This is a genomic window from Staphylococcus sp. Mo2-1, assembly GCF_046721385.1.
GTDB classification, from domain to species: domain Bacteria; phylum Bacillota; class Bacilli; order Staphylococcales; family Staphylococcaceae; genus Staphylococcus; species Staphylococcus equorum_A.
In genome coordinates this window covers 1,676,921-1,702,336 of the sequence record NZ_JBEUUK010000001.1, presented here as the reverse complement: position 1 = coordinate 1,702,336, position 25,416 = coordinate 1,676,921, and the positions used below count along the sequence as shown (strand labels likewise).

22 protein-coding genes and 6 pseudogenes are annotated in these 25,416 nt (G+C 33.4%); 23 read left to right on the top strand and 5 right to left on the bottom strand.

All coding sequences use genetic code 11. From position 1 onward, the window contains the following. Positions 1 to 53: 53 nt before the first annotated feature. From ABLV95_RS08755 to ABLV95_RS08740, 4 genes and pseudogenes are all read left to right on the top strand, one after another. Positions 54 to 1,211 (top strand): acyl-CoA dehydrogenase family protein, encoded by a 1,158-nt coding sequence (locus tag ABLV95_RS08755; RefSeq protein WP_460872889.1) that lies wholly within the window; start codon positions 54 to 56, stop codon positions 1,209 to 1,211. Between the two features lie 162 nt (positions 1,212 to 1,373). After that, positions 1,374 to 2,278 (top strand): annotated as a pseudogene (locus ABLV95_RS08750) (ABC transporter substrate-binding protein). Between the two features lie 168 nt (positions 2,279 to 2,446). After that, the gene (locus ABLV95_RS08745) at positions 2,447 to 2,995 is read left to right on the top strand and encodes a biotin transporter BioY (RefSeq protein ID WP_460875370.1); all 549 of its coding nucleotides are present in this window, start codon (positions 2,447 to 2,449) and stop codon (positions 2,993 to 2,995) included. A 37-nt stretch (positions 2,996 to 3,032) separates the two neighbouring features. Further along, the gene (locus tag ABLV95_RS08740; RefSeq protein WP_427706699.1) at positions 3,033 to 3,779 is read left to right on the top strand and encodes a GNAT family N-acetyltransferase; all 747 of its coding nucleotides are present in this window, start codon (positions 3,033 to 3,035) and stop codon (positions 3,777 to 3,779) included. Between the two features lie 124 nt (positions 3,780 to 3,903). Here ABLV95_RS08740 and fdhD read toward each other — a convergent pair whose 3' ends face one another. Next, positions 3,904 to 4,710 (bottom strand): formate dehydrogenase accessory sulfurtransferase FdhD, encoded by an 807-nt coding sequence (gene fdhD / locus ABLV95_RS08735; protein ID WP_427707046.1) that lies wholly within the window; start codon positions 4,708 to 4,710, stop codon positions 3,904 to 3,906. Positions 4,711 to 4,908: 198 nt separating this feature from the next. On the opposite strand from fdhD, the gene ABLV95_RS08730 reads away from it, so the two are divergent. The 8 genes and pseudogenes from ABLV95_RS08730 (at position 4,909) to ABLV95_RS08695 (ending at position 12,837) form a co-directional block, all read left to right on the top strand. Further along, a complete protein-coding gene (locus tag ABLV95_RS08730; protein ID WP_427706701.1) occupies positions 4,909 to 5,922 on the top strand; it encodes a LacI family DNA-binding transcriptional regulator in 1,014 nt (337 codons plus the stop codon). Positions 5,923 to 6,019: 97 nt separating this feature from the next. Continuing rightward, positions 6,020 to 7,182, top strand: a pseudogene (locus ABLV95_RS08725) (galactokinase). Between the two features lie 35 nt (positions 7,183 to 7,217). Next, positions 7,218 to 8,219, top strand: a complete 1,002-nt coding sequence (gene galE / locus ABLV95_RS08720; RefSeq protein WP_460875367.1) for a UDP-glucose 4-epimerase GalE — start codon at positions 7,218 to 7,220, stop codon at positions 8,217 to 8,219. A gap of 3 nt (positions 8,220 to 8,222) precedes the next feature. Then, positions 8,223 to 9,714, top strand: a pseudogene (gene galT / locus ABLV95_RS08715) (UDP-glucose--hexose-1-phosphate uridylyltransferase). 116 nt (positions 9,715 to 9,830) lie between these two features. Continuing rightward, positions 9,831 to 10,616, top strand: a complete 786-nt coding sequence (modA, locus tag ABLV95_RS08710) for a molybdate ABC transporter substrate-binding protein (RefSeq protein ID WP_460875365.1) — start codon at positions 9,831 to 9,833, stop codon at positions 10,614 to 10,616. Positions 10,617 to 10,628: 12 nt separating this feature from the next. Continuing rightward, the gene (gene modB / locus ABLV95_RS08705) at positions 10,629 to 11,300 is read left to right on the top strand and encodes a molybdate ABC transporter permease subunit (protein ID WP_427706709.1); all 672 of its coding nucleotides are present in this window, start codon (positions 10,629 to 10,631) and stop codon (positions 11,298 to 11,300) included. Then, on the top strand, positions 11,301 to 11,906 hold the full coding sequence (locus ABLV95_RS08700; protein ID WP_427706711.1) for an ATP-binding cassette domain-containing protein: 606 nt from the start codon (positions 11,301 to 11,303) through the stop codon (positions 11,904 to 11,906). 100 nt (positions 11,907 to 12,006) lie between these two features. Beyond that, a complete protein-coding gene (locus tag ABLV95_RS08695; protein WP_427706713.1) occupies positions 12,007 to 12,837 on the top strand; it encodes an MBL fold metallo-hydrolase in 831 nt (276 codons plus the stop codon). 96 nt (positions 12,838 to 12,933) lie between these two features. On the opposite strand, the gene cudC is transcribed toward ABLV95_RS08695, so the two are convergent. After that, positions 12,934 to 13,488: a choline uptake/conversion transcriptional regulator CudC gene (gene cudC, locus ABLV95_RS08690; RefSeq protein ID WP_046465843.1), complete on the bottom strand. Its 555-nt coding sequence runs from the start codon at positions 13,486 to 13,488 to the stop codon at positions 12,934 to 12,936. Between the two features lie 272 nt (positions 13,489 to 13,760). On the opposite strand from cudC, the gene ABLV95_RS08685 reads away from it, so the two are divergent. Together ABLV95_RS08685 and ABLV95_RS08680 are read left to right on the top strand one after the other, a co-directional pair. Further along, positions 13,761 to 14,765, top strand: coding sequence for a ThiF family adenylyltransferase (locus ABLV95_RS08685; protein ID WP_460872838.1), 1,005 nt, complete (start codon positions 13,761 to 13,763; stop codon positions 14,763 to 14,765). A 12-nt stretch (positions 14,766 to 14,777) separates the two neighbouring features. After that, positions 14,778 to 15,278, top strand: a complete 501-nt coding sequence (locus ABLV95_RS08680) for a MogA/MoaB family molybdenum cofactor biosynthesis protein (protein WP_046465841.1) — start codon at positions 14,778 to 14,780, stop codon at positions 15,276 to 15,278. Positions 15,279 to 15,468: 190 nt separating this feature from the next. Here ABLV95_RS08680 and moaC read toward each other — a convergent pair whose 3' ends face one another. Next, complete coding sequence (moaC, locus tag ABLV95_RS08675) at positions 15,469 to 15,954, bottom strand: cyclic pyranopterin monophosphate synthase MoaC (RefSeq protein ID WP_046465840.1); 486 nt, start codon at positions 15,952 to 15,954, stop codon at positions 15,469 to 15,471. 64 nt (positions 15,955 to 16,018) lie between these two features. On the opposite strand from moaC, the gene glp reads away from it, so the two are divergent. The 7 genes and pseudogenes from glp to ABLV95_RS08640 all read left to right on the top strand — a co-directional run bounded on the left by glp (position 16,019) and on the right by ABLV95_RS08640 (position 20,897). Then, positions 16,019 to 17,278: a gephyrin-like molybdotransferase Glp gene (gene glp, locus ABLV95_RS08670; protein WP_460875361.1), complete on the top strand. Its 1,260-nt coding sequence runs from the start codon at positions 16,019 to 16,021 to the stop codon at positions 17,276 to 17,278. Then, the gene (gene mobB, locus ABLV95_RS08665) at positions 17,275 to 17,757 is read left to right on the top strand and encodes a molybdopterin-guanine dinucleotide biosynthesis protein B (protein ID WP_427706717.1); all 483 of its coding nucleotides are present in this window, start codon (positions 17,275 to 17,277) and stop codon (positions 17,755 to 17,757) included. Before glp ends, mobB begins: the two co-directional genes overlap by 4 nt. A gap of 5 nt (positions 17,758 to 17,762) precedes the next feature. Next, positions 17,763 to 18,215 carry a molybdenum cofactor biosynthesis protein MoaE gene (locus tag ABLV95_RS08660; RefSeq protein ID WP_427706719.1) on the top strand — a complete coding sequence of 151 codons (453 nt, stop codon included), beginning with the start codon at positions 17,763 to 17,765 and terminating at the stop codon, positions 18,213 to 18,215. Continuing rightward, a complete protein-coding gene (gene moaD / locus ABLV95_RS08655) occupies positions 18,212 to 18,445 on the top strand; it encodes a molybdopterin converting factor subunit 1 (RefSeq protein ID WP_046465836.1) in 234 nt (77 codons plus the stop codon). Before ABLV95_RS08660 ends, moaD begins: the two co-directional genes overlap by 4 nt. A gap of 7 nt (positions 18,446 to 18,452) precedes the next feature. Further along, positions 18,453 to 19,062: pseudogene (gene mobA, locus ABLV95_RS08650) on the top strand (molybdenum cofactor guanylyltransferase MobA). A gap of 15 nt (positions 19,063 to 19,077) precedes the next feature. After that, positions 19,078 to 20,101, top strand: a pseudogene (moaA, locus tag ABLV95_RS08645) (GTP 3',8-cyclase MoaA). Between the two features lie 445 nt (positions 20,102 to 20,546). Next, positions 20,547 to 20,897 carry a SarA family transcriptional regulator gene (locus ABLV95_RS08640; protein ID WP_427706723.1) on the top strand — a complete coding sequence of 117 codons (351 nt, stop codon included), beginning with the start codon at positions 20,547 to 20,549 and terminating at the stop codon, positions 20,895 to 20,897. A 78-nt stretch (positions 20,898 to 20,975) separates the two neighbouring features. On the opposite strand, the gene ABLV95_RS08635 is transcribed toward ABLV95_RS08640, so the two are convergent. Together ABLV95_RS08635 and ABLV95_RS08630 are read right to left on the bottom strand one after the other, a co-directional pair. After that, positions 20,976 to 22,175, bottom strand: coding sequence for an MFS transporter (locus ABLV95_RS08635; protein WP_460875357.1), 1,200 nt, complete (start codon positions 22,173 to 22,175; stop codon positions 20,976 to 20,978). Between the two features lies 1 nt (position 22,176). After that, complete coding sequence (locus ABLV95_RS08630) at positions 22,177 to 22,611, bottom strand: MarR family winged helix-turn-helix transcriptional regulator (protein WP_427706727.1); 435 nt, start codon at positions 22,609 to 22,611, stop codon at positions 22,177 to 22,179. Positions 22,612 to 22,831: 220 nt separating this feature from the next. On the opposite strand from ABLV95_RS08630, the gene ABLV95_RS08625 reads away from it, so the two are divergent. Next, on the top strand, positions 22,832 to 23,593 hold the full coding sequence (locus ABLV95_RS08625) for a VOC family protein (protein WP_046465830.1): 762 nt from the start codon (positions 22,832 to 22,834) through the stop codon (positions 23,591 to 23,593). Between the two features lie 367 nt (positions 23,594 to 23,960). Beyond that, positions 23,961 to 25,212 (top strand): annotated as a pseudogene (locus ABLV95_RS08620) (lipid II:glycine glycyltransferase FemX). Positions 25,213 to 25,416 lie beyond the last annotated feature (204 nt).

Here is a 25,416-nt window from a genome sequence, read left to right as displayed (position 1 = left end):
TAATGGCGAGTGTTAAACTAAGTTTAAATAGGAGTAAAGTTAATGATGAGGTGATGAAAGTGAATTATTCCGCATTAATACATACGGATATTCAAGAAAAATGGATTGCAAAACTAGATACAGTTAAAACGCAATTTAAAGAGAAAGCGGAATATAATGATATCCATTCGCGTTTTCCTTATGAAAATATTGAATGGTTAGTAAAAGAAGGGTACACACTGCTTACTTTACCTAAAGCGTACGGTGGTGAAGGAGCAACTGTTGAAGATATGGTTATAATACAAAGCTATTTAGGATCTATTGATGGAGCGACTGCACTTTCTATAGGATGGCATTTAAGTGTAGTAGGCCAGTTATATGAACAACAAATGTGGGAACCCAATATGCTAGATCGCTTTGCTAAAGCAGTGAAAAATGGGGCATTAGTAAATCGAGCAGTTAGTGAAGCTGATACTGGCAGCCCAACACGTGGGGGAAGACCTGCGACAAACGCTGTTAAAGTAGATGATGGATTTGTGGTTAATGGAGTAAAAACGTTTACTTCAATGAGTAAAGGACTGACCCATTTTGTTGTGAGTGCTTATTATGAAGACATCGATCAAGTTGGCTTTTTCTTAATCGAAAAAGATACACCTGGTGTAGAAATTGCAGATAATTGGAACATGATAGGTATGCGTGCAACTGAAAGTCATGATTTATTATTAAATGATGTACACATCCCACAAGAAAACTTTGTTGAAATAAGAGGCGCCGGTGGTAAAAAACCGAATGGCTGGATTTTACATATACCAAGTGTGTATCTTGGTATTGCTCAAGCGACAAGAGATTATGCTGTTGATTTTGCGAAAAATTATAGCCCAAATAGTATTGAAGGCACAATCGGTGATATACCAACTGTGCAACAAAATATTGGAAAGATGGAAGCGCAATTATTATCTGCGCGCCATTTCTTGTGGAGCACAGCGGCTTTATATAATCATGAGATTTCAGGTAGCCAAATATGGAATGAAACCTCAGCAAGTAAAGTGTTAGTAATGAATCAAGGCTTAGAAGTTATAGATATTGCTATGCGTATTGTTGGTGCTAAAAGCCTTCAAATGGAAAGACCATTACAACGCTATTATAGAGATATGCGCGCAGGTTTACACAATCCGCCGATGGAAGATATGGCATATACGAACATTGCACATAGTGTATTAGATCATTTTTAAAAATATATAAACAAACAGTTAAAATACATTTAGACAAATTGTCTAAATGTATTTTTTTGTTATTTAAAAAATGTGAAGATACTTATGATTACTATTGTAAATTTACTTTAGTCATTATATAATCAATTGGTAGTGATAATCATTTTCAATGGAGGAAAATTTATGAAAAAATTATTGTTTCCGTTAATTGCTTTAGTGCTTATTTTAGCAGCATGTGGCAATAATTCGGACAGTGACTCAAAAGCTGAAACAAAGTCTTATAAATTAGATAGTGGGAAAAAGATAGATATACCAAAAGATCCAAAACGTATAGCAGTAGTTGCTCCTACATATGCTTGGTGGAATTAAATATCTTGGTGGAAATATTGTTGCAGTAAATGAACAAGTCGATAGTAGTAGCCTCCTTAAAGATAAATTTAAAGATGTTGAAAAAGTTGGCGAGAATGATGTTGAGAAAGTAGCAAAAACGAAACCAGATCTAATCGTTGTATATTCTACTGACAAAAATATTAAAAAATATAAAAAAATTGCGCCGACAGTCGTATTTGATTATGGCAAACATAAATATTTAGACCAACAAAGAGAATTAGGTAAGTTACTTGGTAAAGAAGATGAAGTAAAAGAATGGGAAGACAAATGGAAAGCGCAAACTAAAAAAGACGGTAAAGAAATTAAAGATAAAATTGGTGAAGACGCAACAGTTTCAATTTTTGATGAATTCGAGAAAAAACTATATAGTTATGGTCCAAACTGGGGTCGTGGCGGAGAAGTATTGTATCAAGCATTTGGACTTAAAATGCCTGAAAAATTAAATGATTTAGTTGAAAAAGAAGGCTGGGCTGAAGTGAAACAAGAAAAAATAGCAGATTATGCTGGCGATTATATTGTTTCGACAAGTAAAGGGAAATCAACACCAGCCTATGCCAAAACCAACCTATGGAATAACTTACCGAGCAGTTCAAAATGACAATGTGCTTGAAGTGCAAGCTGAAACTTATTGGTATAATGACCCATATACTTTAGAATTTATGAGAAAAGATTTGAAAGATAAATTTTTAAATAACTAATATACATGAGTTAAATTAATAAGCATTATGATCAGCTTTAAAAAAGCGCAATTCAACGGATTAATACAGTTGAGTTGTGCTTTTTTTATTGTACATAAGATATTGTAAACTTTTTGTTTTTAATAGTTAACATTTATGGTATAATTTTTTTCATTAGGAGGATTGACTATGACGACAAAATATTTAGTATACACTGCTTTAATGACAGCAATTATTGGTGTATTAGGATTTGTGCCGACGATTCCATTACCAATTATGCCAGTACCAATCGTTTTACAAAATATAGGGATTTTCTTAGCGGGAATTTTACTTGGACGTAAATACGGTGCGCTGAGTGTAATCGTATTATTATTACTTGTAGCAACTGGATTACCATTATTATCTGGCGGACGTGGCGGTATAGGTGTATTTGCAGGCCCCTCTACTGGCTTTTTAATCATGTATCCAGTAATTGCATATCTAATTGGTTTAGTAAGAGATTTGTATTTCAAAAAAATAAACTTTACTGTATTATTAGGTACAACAATTATCTTTGGTGTTATTTTATTAGATATTGTAGGTACAATTGTTATGGGGCTTATGACTAATTTACCGATTTCAAAATCAGTGACTTTATCCCTTGTCTTCATGCCTGCGGATTTAGTCAAAGCAGTTATTGCAAGTTTGATTGGTAATATTATGCTGAATCATAGTCGGTTTAAACAATTAATAAAATAAATATATAAGGGTAGGTGATTGAATCGTGGTGATTTCGATGAATGATATATTTCAACAAGGTGATGTTTATGTCGATGATACACTAAAGACAATCTATCTAACACCTGAAGAACCCTTAGTATATGACGTGAATAAATGGGATTATAAACAAATGCCTTCTATTATATCTTGGGAACAAGATATGAAAACTCAATTAGATATGCATAAAAAACAAGCATCTCATCATTTAGCATTTACGTTTCCTGAGAATACACTTTTAGATCAACAATGGTTAGATAAAATTCAAACATATGATTTTGAACTAGGACTAATGGAACTTTATGCAATTGAGTCACAGAATATAAAAAAACATGAAAATGATCAAATTAAAGTCATGTTTGTCACTGAACAAACATTAGAAGATTATATTACAATTTATCGTCAATTTGCTGAACCCTTTGGCAAGGCGTACGCAGACGAAAGTATTGAAGTAATTCGCAATCAATTCAATAAAGATAGTAAATCTCGTGTAATCGCATATAAAGCAGATGTGCCTGTAGGGATTTTGGATTTAATCATTTCACAATGTACTGTGGAAATTGATGGCTTCGGTGTAGATGAAAGTTATCAGAAACAAGGTATTGGCAGTATGATGCAAACTTTTGTTGCGGAAATAGCTGATACGAAACCGATTATATTAATAGCTGACGGTGAAGACAGTGCTAAGGAAATGTATATTCGACAAGGTTACATATATATAAGTTACTGCTATCAGATTTTAAAAGAAAATGCTAAATACAGTTAATTAATATAATTATAGAAACTGAGACATAAATACTCAGGCTCAAAATAAAAGGACTCATCCGTATCAAATGGATGAGTCCTTTTTATATTTAAAAATTTGTTTTTGCAAAGGTCTAGATTATAAATTAATTCTCGTATGATTCAACAGGTGTTATACGTTCCGGATGACTGTAAATGTTGAAATTACCATCTCTAATAAATCCTATGGCAGTAATATTTAAATCTTGAGCAAGTGTCACTGCCAATGTCGTCGGTGCAGATTTCGATAAGATGACACCAACACCGATTTTCGCAGCTTTGATTAATATTTCTGATGAAATACGACCGCTAAATATCAACACTTTATTACGTACAGGTATATGTCTTTGTATACAATAACCATACAATTTGTCTAATGCATTATGACGACCAATATCTTGACGATGCTCAAAGAAGGTATCTCCATCACTAATTGCGGCATTGTGAAGACCACCAGTTTGTTTAAAAATTTTACTGGCGCTTTGCAAACGGGTCATCATATTGAGTACTTGAGTTGGATTTAACACAATTTTAGACATCGAAGTCTTTGCGACTGCCGCGTCATTTTGAAAATAAAACTCTCGACTTTTACCACAACAAGACGCAATCATGCGTTTCGTTGAATATTCGAAACGTTCACCGAGAGATTTGGTCAATTCAACATGAGCAAACCCTTTACTATCATCTATTTGGATAGATTTTAGGTCACCATTTTTAAAAATAGCCCCTTCAGATGCTAGGAAACCTAAGACAAGCTCTTCTAAGTGGTTCGGGCTACAAATTATAGTCGCAAATTCTTCACCATTTACCATAATTGTTAATGGAAACTCAGTAACGTAATGATCTTTTGTTTCTAATAACTTACCGTTCTCAAACCGTACAATGGGTTGATTGGTCAATATATCTTCATGCATGAGTACACCCCGTTTCATATTCACTTCTCCATTCTAGCGCATTTTTCAATGTAAAAAAAGATTCAGTTTATGAATAAAGCAAAGGATTTTTAATTTGCCCATTGTAATATTTATAACAATTTTTAAAATGGTCCAGATTGATTAAATGGATATATACAAGTAAACTTATGGTAAACAATTAAAGAGGTGAATTTCGATATGGCTAGTATAAGAGATATTGCACGCGAAGCAAAGGTAAGTCCTGGCACTGTTTCACGCGTATTAAATAATGATCCAACATTGTCAGTTTCAAAAGATACGAGAGAAAGGATTCATCGTGTTGCAAATGAACTACAATATCAAAAATCGGCTAGAAAAAACAAAAGCATTCAAATCATTACCTATGCATCTCGAGCTAAAGAAATGTCAGACCCTTATTATAGAGAAATACGCTTAGCAATAGAGGCTGAAGTTAAACGTTTGAATTTGTCTTTGAAGCGTACAATTAGAATCGATGGTAACGATAAAAATCTAGATTTATATAATGTTGACAAGGCAGGGGCAATTATCGTAGTAGGTAATTTTTCTACGGAAGCATTGAATACACTACGTGATTATAATAAAAATATAGTTGTCATTAACAATCCTAATACACCAAAATCAATAGATGCTGTCTACTCAGATTTACACTATTCTATGACCAACTTATTGAACGAAATCAAGGCATTAGGCATGACGCAAATTGCGTATATCGGTGGTAGTCATATGATTAGAGATTTAGCCGGTACGCCGTTTTCAAATCATACAGATGTTAGATATGAAGCGTATAGAGAATGGTGCTCTGAACATCAAATTAGCGAAATAACTATGATTGACGGTTGGAAAAAAGAAAATGGTGAAGAAGCTGTAAAAACATTGTTAAATGCGCATCAGTTACCTGAAGTTTTTATAGCAGGAAACGACATGATTGCTATAGGTATATTACAACAAATTCAATATGAAAAAATAGCAATTCCAAAAGATGTTAAATTGATAAGTTTTAATGATTTAGAAGTCATACAATATGCTGTGCCTTCTATAAGTAGTGTGCACATACCAGTAGATGAATTTGGTAGAACTGCAGTGCGAATGGCAGAAGAGCGCATTAATAAAACGAGACATGTTGCCATCCATGTCGTGGTAGAAGCACAGCTTAAAGAGCGGAATACTTTTAAAACAAAAAGACAATCTTAATTGACAAAACATTTAGTAAACAAGTAAACTTTAATTATGTTTACTAAAGAGAATATCATTATAGATAAAGTGATTTATATAGAAGGAGTGGGTTATTATGTTACAAGCCATGCATGATAAGTTTGAAACTTTGTTTGGCGTTAAGGCTGAAGTCAGTGCTTTTGCTCCGGGACGCATTAATTTAATAGGAGAACATACGGATTACAACGGTGGGTATGTTTTTCCAGCTGCGATTGAGTTGGGTACATATGGACTAGCTACAAAGCGAGATGATAAACTTATTCAACTTTATTCAAATAATTTTGAAGATGTTGGTATGATTACATTTACATTAGATGAATTAGAATTCGAAGCGGCACATGATTGGGCAAATTATCCTAAAGGTGTAGTTAAATATTTAAGCGAACAATTCTCTGACATAGACCATGGTTTCAACATTTTAGTTGAAGGAAATATTCCAAATGGGGCAAGTTTATCATCGTCAGCGTCTATTGAATTATTAACTGGTTGGCTCATTAAGCAGTTGTTTACTTTAGATTTAGAACGATTAGCACTTATAAAAATAGGACAGCGTGTTGAAAATAAATTTATTGGTGTCAATTCAGGCATTATGGATCAATTTATTATTGGTATGGGTAAAGCTGAACAAGCAATATTACTAGATACTGCAACTTTAGAATTTGATTATGTACCTGCTAAATTTGGAGATTATGTCATATCAATTATGAATACAAACAAGCGACGTTCCCTTACAGAAAGTAAATATAATGAACGTAGAGCACAATGTGAGTCGGCATTAGCTTCGTTGCAACAAGCACTTGATATTGCATCACTAGGGGAGCTGTCAGTAGAACAATTTGAACAGCATCAAGATCTTATTGAGGATGAAGTGAAGCGTCGTCGTGCAAGACACGCAGTTTCGGAGAACGAACGCACGAAAAAAGCACATAGAGCTTTAGCAGAAAATAACTTTAATCAATTTGGAAAGTTATTAAATGAATCTCACGCATCATTAAAAGAAGATTATGAAGTTACAGGGATAGAATTAGATACTTTAGCAGAAACAGCTCAGCAAGTTGATGGCGTATTGGGAGCTAGAATGACAGGTGCTTGGTTTCGCGAGGTTGCGCAATTGCTTTAGTGCATAAAAATAGTGTAAAACAATTGGAAAATGAAGTTTCTAAGCAATATATAGAGCACATAGGTTACGCTCCATCATTTTATCATGTGGGTATAAGTGATGGCGTTAAATCATTATAAGTTATTAATCAATGAATAGAGAAAGGATTTTGTATATGTCTGTTTTAGTTTTAGGTGGCGCTGGTTATATAGGAAGTCATGCGGTAGATCAATTAATTACAAGAGGATACAACGTTATTGTAGTAGATAATCTAGGTACAGGACATAGAGCGACTGTGCATAGCGAAGCTACATTTTATGAAGGAGATATTCGAGACAAAGTCTTTTTAGATGATGTCTTTAATAATGAAAGCATCGAAGGTGTCTTCCATTTTTGCGCCTATTCTTTAGTTGGTGAATCTGTAGAAAAACCGTTAGCCTATTTCAATAATAATGTGCACGGATTACAAGTGTTATTAGAAGTTATGTATGACCATCAAGTAGAACATATTATTTTTTCTTCGACAGCTGCAGTTTATGGTGAACCAGATTCAGTACCTATTACTGAGGAAGATTCTAAAACACCTACAAGTCCATATGGTGAAAGTAAGTTGATGATGGAGAAAATGATGCACTGGAGTCATGAAGCATATGGCGTTAATTATGCGGCGCTACGTTATTTTAATGTTGCAGGTGCTAAAGAAAATGGTGCCATTGGTGAAGACCACCGTCCTGAGACACACCTTATACCAATTGTATTAGAAGTCGCACTTGGACAAAGAGAGCACTTAACAATATTCGGTGATAATTATGATACAGAAGATGGGTCATGTATTCGCGATTATCTTCATGTCGTTGATTTAATAGATGCGCATATTTTGGCGTATCAACATTTACAAAACGGCGGAGCATCTGGTGCATTTAATTTAGGAAGTAGTCAAGGTTATTCGGTATTTGAAATTCTAGAAGCCGCAAGAACAGTAACAAATGAACCTATTAAAGCAGTGGTAGGTGAAAGAAGAGCAGGCGACCCAAGTAAATTAATCGCATCAAGTGATAAGGCGCAACAAGTGCTTGGCTGGAAACCGCAACACGATAACATTAACGATATTATTAATTCAGCGTGGCAATGGCATCATCAACATCCAAATGGATATCAAGAAAATGTGGAGGGTTAATGCATGTTATTAAATCAACAATTAGTACAACAATTTGTATCACAAGCAATTTCGTATGGTGATTATGAAGAAGAAGATAGCATTTATATTCAAAACCAACTATTGCGTAATTTAAATGCAAAAGGTATTGATGATTCAGCAGTCTCTGAATTAAATAAAGATGCAACGGCAAATGAAATTACACAATATTGGATTCGCCAAGCTATTAGTGAAAATTGTATTGAAGATGCATTATATAGTAAAGAAATTGTTGAAGCTCAAATTTTAGACTTAATTACACCACGCCCATCGGTAATTAACCGCAAGTTTAACGAGGCATATAAACAGTCACCAGAAGCGGCTACAGATTATTTTTATGACATAACTAAACGTAATCACTATGTTAAAGAAGATGCAATTGCGAATAATATTAATTATGATGTTGCTACTGAATACGGAGATATTGAAGTCACGATCAATCTATCAAAACCTGAAAAAGATGCACAGCAAATTGCAAAAGCTAAAGAAGCACCGGCTACCGCTTATCCGAAATGTGCATTATGCATAGAAAATGAAGGCTTTAAAGGATCAGTGCTACAAGCCGCAAGAACAAATCACCGTGTGATTCGCTTGAATTTAAATGGTGAACAGTGGGGCTTTCAATTTTCGCCATATGCCTATTTTGCTGAACATAGTATTGTTTTATCTGAACAACATGTCCCTATGGAAATCAATAAAAATACTTTCATTAACTTGTTAGATTTTATAGATCAATTTCCTCATTATTTCATTGGGTCTAACGCAGATATACCACTTGTGGGGGGATCAATTTTATCGCATAATCATTATCAAACTGGAAGACATGTATTTCCGATGGATAATGTTGCTGAAATAAATCAATTTACTATTGCTAATTATCCATCAGTTCAAGCTAGCACTTTAAATTGGCCAATGAGTGTGATTCGTTTGAAAGGTGACGATAGAGCGCAACTGATTGAAGCGGCTACTTATGTCATGACACAATGGAATCAATATTCGGATGATAGTGTAGATATTAAAGCATTTAGTAGTGATGGTGAACGTCATCATACGATTACGCCAATCGCAAGATATAGACAACAACAATATGAATTAGACATTGTCTTACGAGACAATCAAACTTCAGAACAATTCCCTGACGGCATCTTCCATCCACATAAAGACGTGCAACATATCAAGAAAGAAAATATAGGCCTAATTGAAGTGATGGGGACTGCTATATTACCAGGACGACTAAAACAAGAATTACAACAAGTTAAAGATTATTTACTAGATAAAACTCAAATAGATTTAGGAATACATCAACAATGGGCTGAAGAAATGAAACAATCATATGATATTAATGTAAATAATGTCGATGAAGTTGTAGATAAAGAAGTAGGATTTAAATTTAAACGTGTATTAGAAGATGCTTGGCGTATTTAAAAATACAGAACAAGGTCATCACGCGTTTAAACGCTTTATTGAACAACTATAAAATAGCACATCAAAATCATCAAAACATACGCTTACAAAAGGCCAAAATACTATCATTTAGGTCTTTTGTTTTTTTATGAATAAGAATATAATTATAAGTGATAGGAGTTGTTTTAGATGAAAATAAAATATTTAATCGTAATGTTTATGACGCTATGTCTAGTATTAACAGGATGTTCAAATGGAAATAGTGAGCGCAAAAATGATAGCAATTCTGAGGAGAATGATAAAAAACAAGAATTACATATCTCAGCAGCAACGAGTCTGACTGATACAACTAAAGAATTGAAGCGAGCGTTTGAAGCAAATCATAAAGATGCCAATGTTACATTTAACTATGGTGGGTCTGGTTCATTAAGACAACAGATTGAAAAAGGCGCACCTGTAGATGTGTTTATGTCAGCAAACAAGAAAGACGTTGATGCATTACAAGATAAAGATAAAGCACAAAATACATATGAATATGCTAAAAATAAACTCGTACTTATTGGTGCTAAGGACAGTAATTATAAATCAGTGGGAACGCTACAAGAAGGCGATAAATTAGCCATTGGTGAGGTGAACTCGGTGCCGGCGGGTAAATATGCTCAGCAATATTTAAAAGATAATAATTTATATGAACAAGTAAAACCTAATTTAGTATTTGCTAAAGACGTGCGACAAGTACTAAACTATGTTGAAAAAGGTAATGCACAATTAGGGTATGTGTATAAAACTGACTTATATCAAAGTCAGCAAAATGGCGAGAGTCATGTTAAAGAAATCAATACAGTTGATTTGAAGCAACCCATTGTTTATAAAGCGACGACAACATCTGATAAGCAATTAGCTAAAGCATGGATCGACTTTCTTAAGACAGACGAAGCTAAAGAAATATTAGAAAAATATCAATTTGAAGCATAGGAGGTTTTAGCAATGATAGATGTTACACCATTTTGGATATCACTCAAAGTAGCTGTTATTAGTACAATCATCGTTACTTTTATTGGTATCGTTATTTCGAGATGGTTGTATAAACGACATGGTTTTATTGCTAGAATCTTAGAAAGTATAATTATTTTACCTATTGTGTTACCACCAACAGTTATGGGATTTATTTTATTAATTGTGTTTTCACCTAGAAGTTTTATTGGTGCATTTTTTACGGATGTATTGCATTTACCAGTAGTTTTTACACTGACTGGAGCAGTTATTGCATCTGTGATTGTGAGTTTTCCATTGATGTATCAGCATACTGTCCAAGGCTTTCGTAGTATAGATAATAAAATGCTCAATACTGCCCGAACGATGGGTGCAAGTGAAAACAAGATATTTTTTAAATTAATTTTACCGTTGTCAAAGCGTCCAATATTATCAGGCATTATGATGAGCTTTGCCCGAGCGATAGGAGAATTTGGTGCGACACTGATGGTTGCTGGTTACATACCTAATAAAACCAATACGTTACCTTTAGAAATATACTTTTTGGTAGAACAAGGTAAAGAAAATCAAGCATGGTTGTGGGTGATCGTCCTTGTTGCATTTGCTATTACAGTAATTGGCACAATCAATGTGTTGAATAAAGACCGTTATCGGGAGGTAGATTAGTTGTTGGCATTACATTTAGAGCATGCGCTCAAAAACACACAATTACATATGAGTCTCCAAGATACTAAACCTAAAATTTATGCAGTTAAAGGCCCATCAGGCATTGGTAAAACAACAATTTTAAATATTATAGCAGGATTGAAAAGTGCAGATAAGGCACATATAGAAGTAAATGAACATATTTTAACTGATACGCATAACAATATAGATGTGAAAATTCAACAGCGTAATATTGGCTACTTATTCCAAGATTATCAATTGTTTCCTAATATGGATGTGTATCAGAATATAACTTTTATGGCGCAACCTTCCGAACATATAGAGACTTTAATGCATCAATTAAACATTACGCATTTAAAATCACAGTTTCCAATGAGACTATCTGGAGGAGAATCCCAACGTGTGGCATTAGCAAGAACGTTAAGCACTAGACCAGACCTCATATTATTAGATGAACCATTTTCAAGCTTGGATGATACAACTAAAGATGAAAGTATTCAATTAGTAAAGCGCATATTTGAAGAGTGGCAAATACCAATTATTTTTGTAACACATTCTAATTACGAAGCAGAGGCACTGGCTCATGAAGTGATTAATATTGATTGAGATCGCACACAAAAATAAATATAAATGACAAATTGAATAAGTGGCTGTTATTTTCTATATCGGAATCTAACGGTCATTTTTTAAATAAGGGGGTAAGATAATGAATATCGAGTTTTTAGGAACAGCAGGGGGTATTCCTACGCTTTATAATTCAGTATCTCAACATAAAGAATCGAGTTTGCGAACCGGCCCTGGAATATATATTCATGATATCCAATTACTAATAGATACTTCTGAGGATATATTCACTCAACTACGACGTGCTCAAATTTCTGAAATAAAACATGCTTTATACTCACATTGGCATCCTGATCATACGATGGGATTGAGGATTTGGGAGACATTAAATTATGATTTTAAAAATAAAAAACCAAATTCTAGAAAGACAAAGATATATATAACTCAGCAAGAAGTAGCAGATTTCAAAACTTATTTAGGTCATTGGAATCATTTGAATTATTTAACTCAAATTGGCGTGATAGAGTTAGAAGTGGTAGAGAATGATGCTCTATTAACAATAGATGATATTAAAATAGAATGGATTCAACTTCCTGAAAGTATTGCTTTTGGTTTTTATATCAATGCCATAGAACAGAGCATATTGATTATACCTGATGAAATGAAAGGTTTCGTACCTTCACAAAAATTCCAAAACATAGATGTTGCTATATTACCTTTTGGAAGTAATGAAGTTAATCCAATTACTGGTGAGCGTTTACTAGAAAACGGGGTACTAAAGGAATCAAATGAATTAAGTTTTGATGAAAGTGTTAAAATTGCTAGAGAAATAAATGCGACACACACTTATTTTACACATATAGAATCCACGGAAGGCCTCACTATGGATGATACTAAAGTGCTAGAACAACGACTATTACATAGTGGATTATCATGCACCATTGCTTACGACGGATTAAAAATCCAAACATAAAAAATTCAGCTTGAAACATTTAGGATTATCATGCATTCTATAGATACAAAAACGCCTCCTATCATGAAATAGGGAGGCGTTTTGTGTTGCTATCGATTATGATTTATTTTCCGGAATTGGAAAATAATCAAATATTTCTCCTGAATTGAGCGCATCAGTTAGAGTAGATAACCAAGCATAATAGAGTTTAGAATGTTCTATTTGCTCAAAAATTTCTTGTGCTTCTTCAATGATTTCAGGTGTAGCAGTTTCTGAATGAATAATGGGATTCAATAAAGATTCAGCTTTATATATTGCTTCTGAATTCAATTTGATTTCACGTTTCCATTTTTGTGAAAAGAAGTTTCCAAAAAACGTAAAAAAGTCTTTTTCAGCAGTAAAGTGTTGTTTTCTACTTCCTCGAACAAACTCTTGTTTTACGCCATCAAATTCTTGCAGTCTTTTAACACCCGCACTCATACTGGGCTTACTCATTTGTAATTCATAACGCATTTCATCTAGTGTCATACTACTTTGTTCAAAAACCATCGTGCCATATAGATTACCTACACTACGATTGACTCCATAAAGATCCATCGTTTCTCCAATTGAATTGATGACGATATCTTTTGCTTGCTCCAATAGTTGTTCATAGTCTTTTGAACGTGCCATTGATTCACCTCCATGTAATAGTTAACTTATTGTAACACGAACATATATTTAAAGGATATGCTTTATAAGTAACGTGCGCCATGATTTAGAGCGTATTAAGTGTATTAATAAAATCTTTAACCATTTCTAGTTATATCGAGCATTGTGAGTGCTCAAAATCAAAAAACTACATAGGGAATTCACTACTTTTTGTAATATTGATGGCAAACCGTTGTTACTATCGCATGCAAGATTTATAATGGATACAATGATGTATAGAGAGGGTTATTGTAGTGACAAAAGACCGCTATTCAAGACAAACGTTATTTAAACATATAGGTCCTGAAGGACAAGATAAAATCATGAATTCACACGTGCTCATTGTAGGCATGGGGGCACTTGGCACACACCTTGCTGAAAGTTTAGTTAGAGCAGGGGTTGGTACACTAACTATTGTAGACAGAGATTATATTGAATATAGTAATCTTCAAAGACAAACGTTGTTTAATGAAGCCGATGCGCTAGAAGGATTGCCCAAAGTTGTTGTCGCTAAAGAAAAATTATTAGATATTCGACAAGATTTGAAGATTCATAGTTATATTGCACATGTAAATCGTCAGTTTTTAGAGGATAATGCTGGTTCAGCTCAACTGATATTAGATGCAACAGATAACTTTGAAACGAGACAGTTGATTAATGATTTTGCTTTTCAAAAAGGCATACCGTGGATTTATGGCGGTGTAGTCCAAAGTACTTATGTAGAAACTGCTTTTATTCCAGGACACACACCATGTTTTAATTGCTTAGTGCCACAGTTACCAGCTATAAATATGACATGTGATACGGTAGGTGTAATTCAACCCGCAGTGACGATGACAACAAGTTTACAGATGAGGGATGCGCTGAAAATTTTAACAGAACAACACGTGCCGACTAAAGTAACGTATGGAGACTTATGGGAAGGGACGCACTTTACATTTGGGTTTAGTAAACTACAACGGAGCGATTGCAAAACTTGTGGCCGCAACCCTACATATCCACATTTAAATGAAACGAAACGACAGTTTGCTAGTTTGTGTGGTAGGGACACAGTGCAATACGAAAACCCTAATATTTCCCAGGAAATGCTAGAATCATTTTTAACTCAGCAAAATATTGCATACCGACGTAATCCTTATATGATTCACTTTGAATATAATGGTTATCGCATTGTTAGCTTTAAAGGCGGGAGATTACTGATTCATGGTATGACAAACCCTCAACAAGCGATTACTTTAATAAACCGATTATTCGGCTAAAGGGGTGTAAAAATGCATACAAATGTTAAGTTAGATCAAGATATAAGATGTGCAGTATTGACAGTTTCTGATACAAGAGATTATAAGACTGACAAGGGCGGTAAATTAGTAATAGAACTGTTATCGGAATTGAATGTTTCAATTGATAAGGCGCATTATAAAATAGTGAAAGATGAACAAGAAGCGATTCAAATGCAAGTTGAGCAATGGTTAAGTGAAGACATCGATGTGATTGTTACTACAGGAGGCACTGGTATTGCACAAAGAGATGTAACTATAGAAGCAGTATCCTCATTTTTCACTAAAGAAATTGAAGGATTTGGAGAGTTGTTTAGATATCTCAGTTATGCTGAGGATGTAGGTACGAGAGCATTATTGTCTCGAGCAATCGCGGGGACAGTAGGTGACAAGTTAATTTTTAGTATCCCAGGATCTACTGGAGCTGTTAAATTAGCATTGGAGAAGTTAATAAAACCAGAATTAAATCATTTAGTTAAAGAAATAACTAAATAAAAGAGGGTGACAAGAATCAAAATATGAAATTTGAAGTCTGTCCCCCTCACAAGGTTTACTAGAAAAAGGAATACAAGAGCTTGAAACAAGTACATTTAAATGTCAGACAGCTACTACAAATATAATAGTTGATGCTGAGATATGTAGTTATGCCCTAGAGACTTTATTCGAGTTGAACGCAAATATTAAATTATGCTTTACGTTGAAAATCACCAGATTTACCACCAGATTTAGAGAGTAAATAAGTTTCGCCAATGACCATACCTTTGTCTAAAGCTTTTGTCATGTCATATACAGTAAGTGCTACAGCAGTTGCGGCAGTTAATGCTTCCATTTCGACACCTGTTTTTCCAGTAGTAGACACGGTTGCTTGGATATTCAAAGTGAAAGATTGCGCATGCTTCTGCCACTGAAATTCAACATCAATACCTGTTAATGGTAAAGGATGACACATTGGAATAATATCAGCAGTGTTTTTAGCAGCCATAATACCTGCAATTTGTGCAGTGTTAAGCACATTTCCTTTTTTATTTGTATGATCAACAATTTGTTGATAGATTTCTGGGTTTACGGTAATGCTTGAATGTGCAATTGCAGTACGTTTCGTAATGTTTTTTTCAGAAACATCTACCATTTTAGCATTGCCCTGTTCATTAATATGTGTAAATTCAGACAAACATATCCCTCCTAATCGTTTTCTAGTATATCACGAAATTAATTAATATAAGGAGTAGATTTAGATGCCAGTTGAGAAAAGAAATCCAATTCCAGTCGGTGAAGCCATTGAACGTGTTGTGAGTCAAAATATTTATATGGATGAGACTACAGTGCCTCTAGATGCCGGCTTAAACCATATATTGGCTGAAGATATTGTTGCTACATACGAAATTCCACGTTTCAACAAATCACCTTATGATGGTTTTGCCATTAGAAGTAAAGATACAACGAATGCAAGTGGTGCGCACCGTCTCACTTTCAATGTGATTGACCATATTGGCGCCGGTACTGTTTCAGATAAAAAAGTTGGTGCGTTTGAAGCAGTTCGAATTATGACAGGTGCGGCGATGCCTGAAGGTGCAGACGCAGTTGTCATGTTAGAACAAACAGTAGAACAAGGACAAAGTTTCACATTACGTAAAGCATTTAAACCTAATGAGAACGTCTCTTTAAAAGGTGAAGAAACTCAAATAGGTGATGTTATTTTACAAAAAGGACAACAAATTAATCCTGGTGCCATTGCAGTATTAGCTACATATGGCTATGCACAAGTTCCTGTTTTTAAAAAACCAAGCGTAGCCGTAATTGCTACCGGCAGTGAGCTATTAGATGTAAGTGATGATTTAGAACCTGGAAAAATTAGGAATTCTAATGGACCAATGATTACTGCATTGGCTAATAAATTAGACTTACAAGTAGAGCGTTATCAAATACAACAAGATGATTTAAAAAGTAGTATCCAAGTGGTTACTGAAGCAATGCAACAACATGATATCGTCATTACTACAGGTGGTGTATCAGTGGGGGATTTTGACTATTTACCACAAATATACGAAGCATTAAATGCTGAAGTCCTTTTTAATAAAATTGCTATGCGTCCAGGAAGTGTGACGACAGTGGCAGTAGCAGAAGGTAAGTATCTATTTGGTTTATCTGGAAATCCATCAGCATGCTTTACCGGCTTTGAATTATACGTTAAGCCAGCAGTTCAACATATGATGCATGCAAATGCACTCTATCCTCAAGTCGTGCAAGCTACATTGATGGAAGATTTTACAAAAGCAAACCCATTTACGAGATTTATTCGCGCTACGGCCACTTTTAACGGGAAAGAAATGACAGCAGTTCCTTCAGGATTTAACAAATCAGGTGCAGTTGTTGCAATTGCACATAGTAATGCAATGATTATGTTACCAGGTGGAACAAGAGGATATAAAAAAGGTTATACGGTAAATGTAATATTAACTGAATCACAAGCTTATGAAACGGAATGCTTTATATGATTTTACAAATTGTTGGATTGAAAAACTCTGGGAAAACGACATTAATGGCACATACAATTCAGGTGTTAAAAGAACATCATCTCACAGTAGCAACGGTGAAACATCATGGACATCATAACTCTGAAGATTATCATGATATCACATTGCAAAATAATCATGTTGACCATATGAAACACTTTTATGCAGGTGCAGATCAAAGTATTGTTCAGGGTAATGCTTACCAACAAAGTGTCACCAGAACACAAAACAAAACGCTTGATGAAATCATAGATGAATCTGTTACAATAGACAGTAACGTAATATTAGTAGAGGGTTTTAAAGAAGCAAGTTACGATAAAGTGTTAGTCTACCGTGATGAAAATGACCGTAATGCACTAAATCATTTAACACATATTAAGTATGCCATTAATATATCAAAACCAGAGGCTTTACGTCAGTATGACCAATGGTTATTATCTTTTTTAATATCAAAGGAATGAATTAAATGAAGCAATTTGAAGTGACAAGCGAGCCAATACAGACAGAGCAATATAGATCTTATGTACTGAACGAACATCAAGGTGCAGTTGTTGTTTTTACAGGTCATGTAAGGGAATGGACAAAAGGAATTAAAACAGAGCATTTAGAGTATGAAGCCTATATACCTATGGCAGAAAAAAAGTTAGCTCAAATTGGCGATGAAATTTCACAGCAATGGCCAGGTACACAAACAGCAATCGTGCATAGAATAGGCCCGTTAGCTATTTCAGATATTGCAGTACTCATCAGTGTTTCTTCACCACATCGAAAAGATGCTTATAGAGCAAATGAATATGCAATTGAGCGTATCAAAGAAATCGTACCTATTTGGAAAAAGGAAATATGGGAAGATGGTGCACAATGGCAAGGACATCAACATGGAAGTTATGAGGATGCGATTGAAGGAGGACAATCATGAGAGTGCTTTATTTTGCAGAGATAAAAGAAATATTAGCAAAACAATCAGAAGACATCGATTTAAGTTATGATATTACTGTAGATGAATTTATTACAGATTTATTTAAACGTTATCCTAGTATTAGCGATAAAAAATTTCAAATAGCGGTAAATGAAGAATTTGTGAAAAATGATGACATTGTCCAACCTAATGACACTGTCGCATTGATTCCACCAGTTAGCGGAGGGTAAAGAAGAGATGAAAGCAATTATACTTGCCGGAGGACAGTCAGAGAGATTCGGTAAACCTAAGGCTTTTGCACAAATTGAATCGCAAGCATTTTATGAGCGAATTATAGATGTGTTAGAAGCAACGAACATGTTTAATCAAATTATTATAAGTACCAATGAAAATCTTGCGACACAATTTGATTACCCTAATATAATTATAGATGAACACCAGAATAAAGATAAAGGGCCTTTGGCAGGTATTAGATCAGTCATGAGCCAATACCTAGAGGAAGAACTATTCTTTGTTATTTCCGTTGACACACCTATGATTACTCAAAAAGCGATAAGTAAATTATACCAATTTATGGTGGAACACCTTATTGAAGACCAGTTAGATATTGCAGGTTTTCAAGAAGCGGGTAGACCGATACCTACACTTGCTTTTTACAGTCCACATACTTTAACTTACATTGATAAGGCACTGGATTCAGATGATTATAGTTTAAAGAATGTTTATACTAAAGTTGCGAGCGACTGGTTAGATGTTAACACAATTGAATCACCTGAATATTGGTATAAAAATATTAATTTCCGAGCATGATTTGGACGCTTTACAACATGAAATTATAAATAGATAAAGGGGGGCTAACGATATGGTAGAACAAATCACTGATAAACTCGGGCGTCCGATACGTGACTTAAGATTGTCAGTTACAGATCGATGCAACTTTCGTTGTGATTATTGCATGCCTAAAGAAATATTTGGCGATGATTTTGTTTTCTTACCTAAAGACGAGCTTCTTACATTTGATGAAATGGTACGTATTTCGAAAGTATACACACAATTAGGCGTGAAAAAAATACGTATTACAGGCGGTGAACCGTTACTCAGACGTGATTTATATAAATTAATTTATGAATTAAATCAGATTGATGGTGTAGAAGATATTGGTCTAACGACAAATGGCTTATTATTAAAAAAACACGGTCAAAAATTATACGATGCAGGTTTAAGACGTATTAATGTGAGTTTAGATGCAATCGAAGACAAAGTGTTTCAAGCGATTAATAATAGAAATATAAAAGCTTCTACAATATTGCAACAGATTGATTATGCAATTTCCATAGGATTCCACGTGAAAGTAAATGTGGTTATACAAAAAGGTGTAAATGACAATCAAATTTTACCTATGATTCAATATTTCAAAGAGAAAGATATTGAGATTAGATTTATAGAATTTATGGATGTTGGAAACGATAATGGATGGGATTTTAGTAAAGTGGTAACAAAAGATGAAATGCTAAATATGATAGAAAATGAATTTGATATTGAATCTGTTGAGCCAAAATATTTTGGTGAAGTTGCTAAATATTATCGACATAAAGATAATGGCGCACAGTTTGGCCTTATCACTAGTGTATCTCAATCTTTCTGCTCTACATGTACACGTGGGAGATTGTCATCAGACGGTAAGTTTTATAGTTGTTTATTTAGTACAGTAGATGGTTTTAATGTGAAATCATTTATGCGTGCTCGGAGCAACGGATGAGGAGCTATTTGAACAGTTCAAAGTACTGTGGAATGTTAGAGATGATAGATATTCAGATGAACGTACAGAACAAACCGTAGCAAATAGAAAACGCAAAAAAATTAATATGAACTATATTGGTGGTTAGTATCATTAAGTAATTGTAAATCTTACAATTAGGTTCGATATAGTTTTGACACTGATATAACATTTAATACCACGAAACGCTGAGGCAGACTTAATTAAATATGCTTTCAGCGTTTTTTGTATTAAATCACAAGGTAAATAAAAATCACTCTATTTATTTAACAAAAAAGCAGTTAATATTAACAATTTTGAATTTTAAAATAAAGCATTTTTTAAGATAATCTATTAATAAAAAATGTTTATATTTACTTTAGGGATTTAAGTAAAACAAAAAAATGCTTGGTATGTATAAGAAACGATATAAATGAAAGACAATAGTAAAAAAAATTTATCTATTACTTTTAAAATAATAGATTTAATGAAGAAAATGTTATATAATATTTTCGAAGCTTATTCATTATAAAGCCATTAAAACAACAAGAAAAGACGATGAGGAGGCCATTATTATGGAAACTAAAGTATCTTATTTTATAACTTCTGAAAGAGCATTGAGTCAATTAAAGCATTGGTTGAAAACAGTTCATCATTTATCAATTGAAGAATTTGTTGTGTTGTATAAGGTTTATGAATCTAAAAAAATCAGCGGAAAGGAATTGAGAGATACACTTCATTTCGAAATGTTATGGGATACGAGCAAGATTGATGTGATTATACGAAAAATTTATAAAAAAGAACTTATGTCTAAAGTTCGTTCTGAAACAGACGAAAGACAAGTTTATTATTATTTCAATGATGTTCAAACTAAAATTTTTGATGACATTATTCAAGAAATAGAAAATATTAAAGTAGCACAATAATAAAACATACATAAAAAAGAGAGCGGGACTACGAAATCAACATTTGATTCCTTCCCGTTCTCTTTTTATTGTAATGAGTTAAGTTGTTTTAACTTTTCTGCCATGTAAAAAGAAATAAATTATAGTCGCTATGAGTACGATGACGGCCATAATAGCATATAATTGTGCATAAGATACGGAGGATGTCATGAATCCTAAAACATATGGTCCAAATCCAACGCCTAAGTCTAGTCCGATAAAATAGGTTGAAGTTGCTATACCATATTTAGCAGGTGGTGATACTTTAATGGCAATAGCTTGCATACAGGATGAAATATTTCCATAACCTGCACCTAAGAACAAGCCGGCAAGAATGAGTAACCAACCATTATTTGTAATACTTAAAGTAACGAATGTAAGGATTAAGAATACAAAGGCAGGATATGCAATGACATTCTCATTTTTTTGATCCATAAGTCGACCCGCAATTGGTCGAGTAATCAGTGATGCAATGGCATAGAATATAAAGAAGTAACTAGAAATCGTTACTAAATTTATCTCTTGAGCAAAGAATTGCAAGAATGTAAGTATTGAAGAATAAGTTAAACCTGAAATCAACATAATTATTGCAACCGGAATAGCTTCTTTTGCAATGTAATTATTGATGTTGAATTTTTTACTCGTTGTTTTTTGAGTAGTTGTATCAGTCGTATCGAGTTTAAATTGTAAGTTTACAAAGAAAGAAATTAATAAGCTTACTACACCACAAATGAGACAAATTAAGAATAATATCTTAATTGGAAAAGCATTAATTAAAAGTAATCCAAGGAAAGGACCAATAGCCGCACCCATGACAAGACTTAAAGAAAATAAACTAATGCCTTCACTTTTTCTATCATTAGGTGTGACATAAGCGGCGATGGTACCTGTTGCCGTTGTAGTAATTCCTGTAGCGATACCGTTGATTAATCTAGTAAACATGAGTAATGCTAAAGAACCTTCTATAAAATATAATAATTGGGTAATGAGTAAAAATACTAATCCAATTAATAATATACGTTTAGGACCAACTTTATTTACATATTTACCAGTTACAAAACGTCCGATTAAAGAACCTATGATAAAGAGCCCTGTTACTAAGCCGGCGGTGCTATCTGAAACATTATATTCAGATTTAGTATAGGCGGCGATAATTACTATAAGTAAGTACATACATAAGTATATTAAAAAATTGGTTATAAAGTTTATATTAAAACTTTTTGTCCATATGGGTGATTTTGTTGTTATAGCTTGGTTCATATTACGCTTCCTCCATTTTTGTTATAGCTTCATGTATTGATTGAATGGTCTTAATTGCCTGTTTAAGATCGTCTTCAGATAATCCTGTTTCATTAATAAGCTGATCTTGCACCTTATCAACTCGAGCACTCATATTGTCATATAATAGCTGCCCTTCTTTTGAGAGCGTTAATAACTTCTCCCTTTTATCAATACCAGGTTCAATTGAAAGCAATGATTTTTCAGAAAGTACTTTTAAAATCTTACGTGTTGTCGGTTTCTCAATGGCACGGCGCTTTGATATTTGTACCAAAGTAGTAGGCGCATTGTAAGCTATATCTTTAAATACCAACCATTGAGCAGGATATAGATCAAACGCTTCAAATATAGGTTGAAACAATTTGGTGTATGGTCTATAAATGCCAATAAGGTTATTAAAAACAAGATTGTTTTCCATAATGACCTCCTAATATAGTTAGCTTTGCTAACTTAATTTATAGCATACTTATTCTATTCTTTTTTAATAAAAAAATCAATAGTAGGCGATGTAAAAACATTAAAAATTAAAGAAAAAGTTTATGGAGATAAGAAATTTATTCCGTAGCGTTAGTTAAGACAAGTAAAGTGGTATACAATTTGTTAAGATATAGTCAAAGCTAAAATAAGGGAGATACCTAATGCAGTATTTAAAATTAGACCATATGATTCATTATATTCATCAATTAGATAACTTTAAATATCCGGGACATTTGTTTAAATTACATCAAGGTGGCAATCATGAAAGATTGGGAACTTATAACAGATTAGCCTATTTAAATAATGCATATATAGAGTTATTAGATGTGTATAAACCTGACGTATTATTAAAAATGATAAAAACAGATGAAGGACGTGTATCGTTTCCTTCAAAAATAGTGCAAGATAATTATAGTCAAGGTATAAAGACGCTGGCATTTCGTACGCAAGATATTCATCAATTGAAAAAAGATTTGGAAACGAGAAATATAGAGGTCATCGGCCCTATAGATATGCATAGGGAAAATGTGAAAGGTGATAAAACATCTTGGAAATTGCTTTATATTGCAGATCCAGATTATAGAGTAAAACCACCATTTTTTATCCAGTGGAATGAAGCTGAAGAAGTGAGAAATGCAAAATTAGAACCGTTGCAACAAAAAGAATTTACGATTAAAACAATTAATTTACACAGCACAGAACGAGAGCATACTGTAAAAAAATGGGAATATTGGTTTGATATGGAAAAAATAAGTGAAACTAAAACGTATACTGCATTAAAATTAAAAAATGATGATGTCGTTTACCACATTTATGATGGTGAACACTCAGGGTATAAATCAGTCACATTACGAGACGATAAAACTTCATCATCTTATACTTTAATTATTCGAGGAACAAGTTACCAATTTGAGGCAGATTAATAAATATAAATATACGCGCTATGTGCAATAATGAAAATGTGTATCAATGAAATAATAAGTGTTAAAATAGTTAAATACGTGGCGACTTTATGTGTGCGCAATAATAATAAGTATACGCATATAACAAAAGACAACGCCGCTAAAATAACTCTTAAGCTTAAGTATGATATTGACAGTGGTTCGATAAAAGCTTGAACTACAAAGATTAAATTAATAATCAGTAATAATCCAATAATAAAAATACGCATGAAAACACCTCGCTTTTTCTTTTAATATAGTATAGCAAATGAACTGTTTATATGTGAAATTATGAGCGAAGCAATGTATAATATCAAAGTATTGAATTGGTAAAGGAGACATTAGTTGTATGGAAAAGATGAATATCACAAATCAAGCACATGATGCGTTTGTTAAATCGCACCCACAAGGTGATTTATTACAATTAACAAAATGGGCAGAAACAAAAACACTAACTGGATGGTATTCAAAACGTATCGCAGTTGGAGAAGAGGGCGAAGTAAAAGGCGTTGCTCAACTGTTATTCAAAAAGGTACCTAAGTTACCATATACGTTATGCTATATCTCTAGAGGTTTTGTTACAGATTACAGTAATAAACTCGCATTAGAAACGCTTTTAGAGTACGCAATGCAAATTGCAAAAGAAGAAAAAGCCTATGCTATTAAAATTGATCCAGATGTTGAAGTAGATAAAGGTGCTTGACGCATTAACAAACCTAAGATCACTAGGATTTAAGCACAAAGGATTTAAAGAAGGTTTATCTAAAGATTATATACAACCAAGAATGACAATGATTACACCAATTGAAAAGTCAGATGAAGAACTTATACAAAGTTTTGAAAGACGTAATCGTTCAAAAGTCAGATTAGCTTTAAAACGTGGTACGACTGTTGAGCGTTCTAATAGAGAAGGTTTAAAAACATTTGCCAACTTAATGCAAATTACAGGTGAACGTGATGGCTTTTTAACGCGTGATATTAGTTATTTCCAAAATATCTACGATGCTATGAATCCAGATGGCGATGCAGAATTATTCTTAGTTAAATTAGAGCCTAAGCCAGTACTCAAAGATTTAAGAGAAGACTTATTACAACTTGAGCAAGAAAAAGTTAAATTAGCTGAAAAAAAACAAGATAAAAAAACACTAAATAAAATCAACGATGTAAATAATAAAATCGTTAAAACCCAAGAATTAATTGAAGATATGGAAAAATTAGAACTATCTCACCCTGAAGGTATGTATCTGTCAGGCGCGTTGTTAATGTTCGCAGGTAACAAATCATACTACCTATATGGTGCTTCTTCAAATGAATATCGTGATTTTCTACCAAACCACCATATGCAGTTTGCTATGATGCAATATGCTAGGGAACATGGTGCGACAACTTATGATTTTGGTGGTACTGATAATGATCCTGATAAAGACTCTGATCACTATGGCTTGTGGACATTCAAAAAAGTTTGGGGCACATATTTAAGTGAAAAAATAGGTGAGTTTGACTATGTATTAAACAAACCACTTTATCAAATAATTGAAAATGTAAAACCAAAGCTTACTAAAGCGAAAATTAAAATATCTCGTAAATTAAAACGTAAGTAAAAGCTAGTAAATTAATTAAACGTAAAAATACACAATATAAAGTTTTGAATTAAAATTTATAAAACTTTATGCTGTGTATTTTTTTATTGTTGAATAGATTTAAAAATTCAAAATATTTTATAAAATTATTAGCATGTATGATATTGTAAATTAGAGACTTATGGTAAATTGGATATAGCGAAATGAAAGTACGAGAGGAGATTA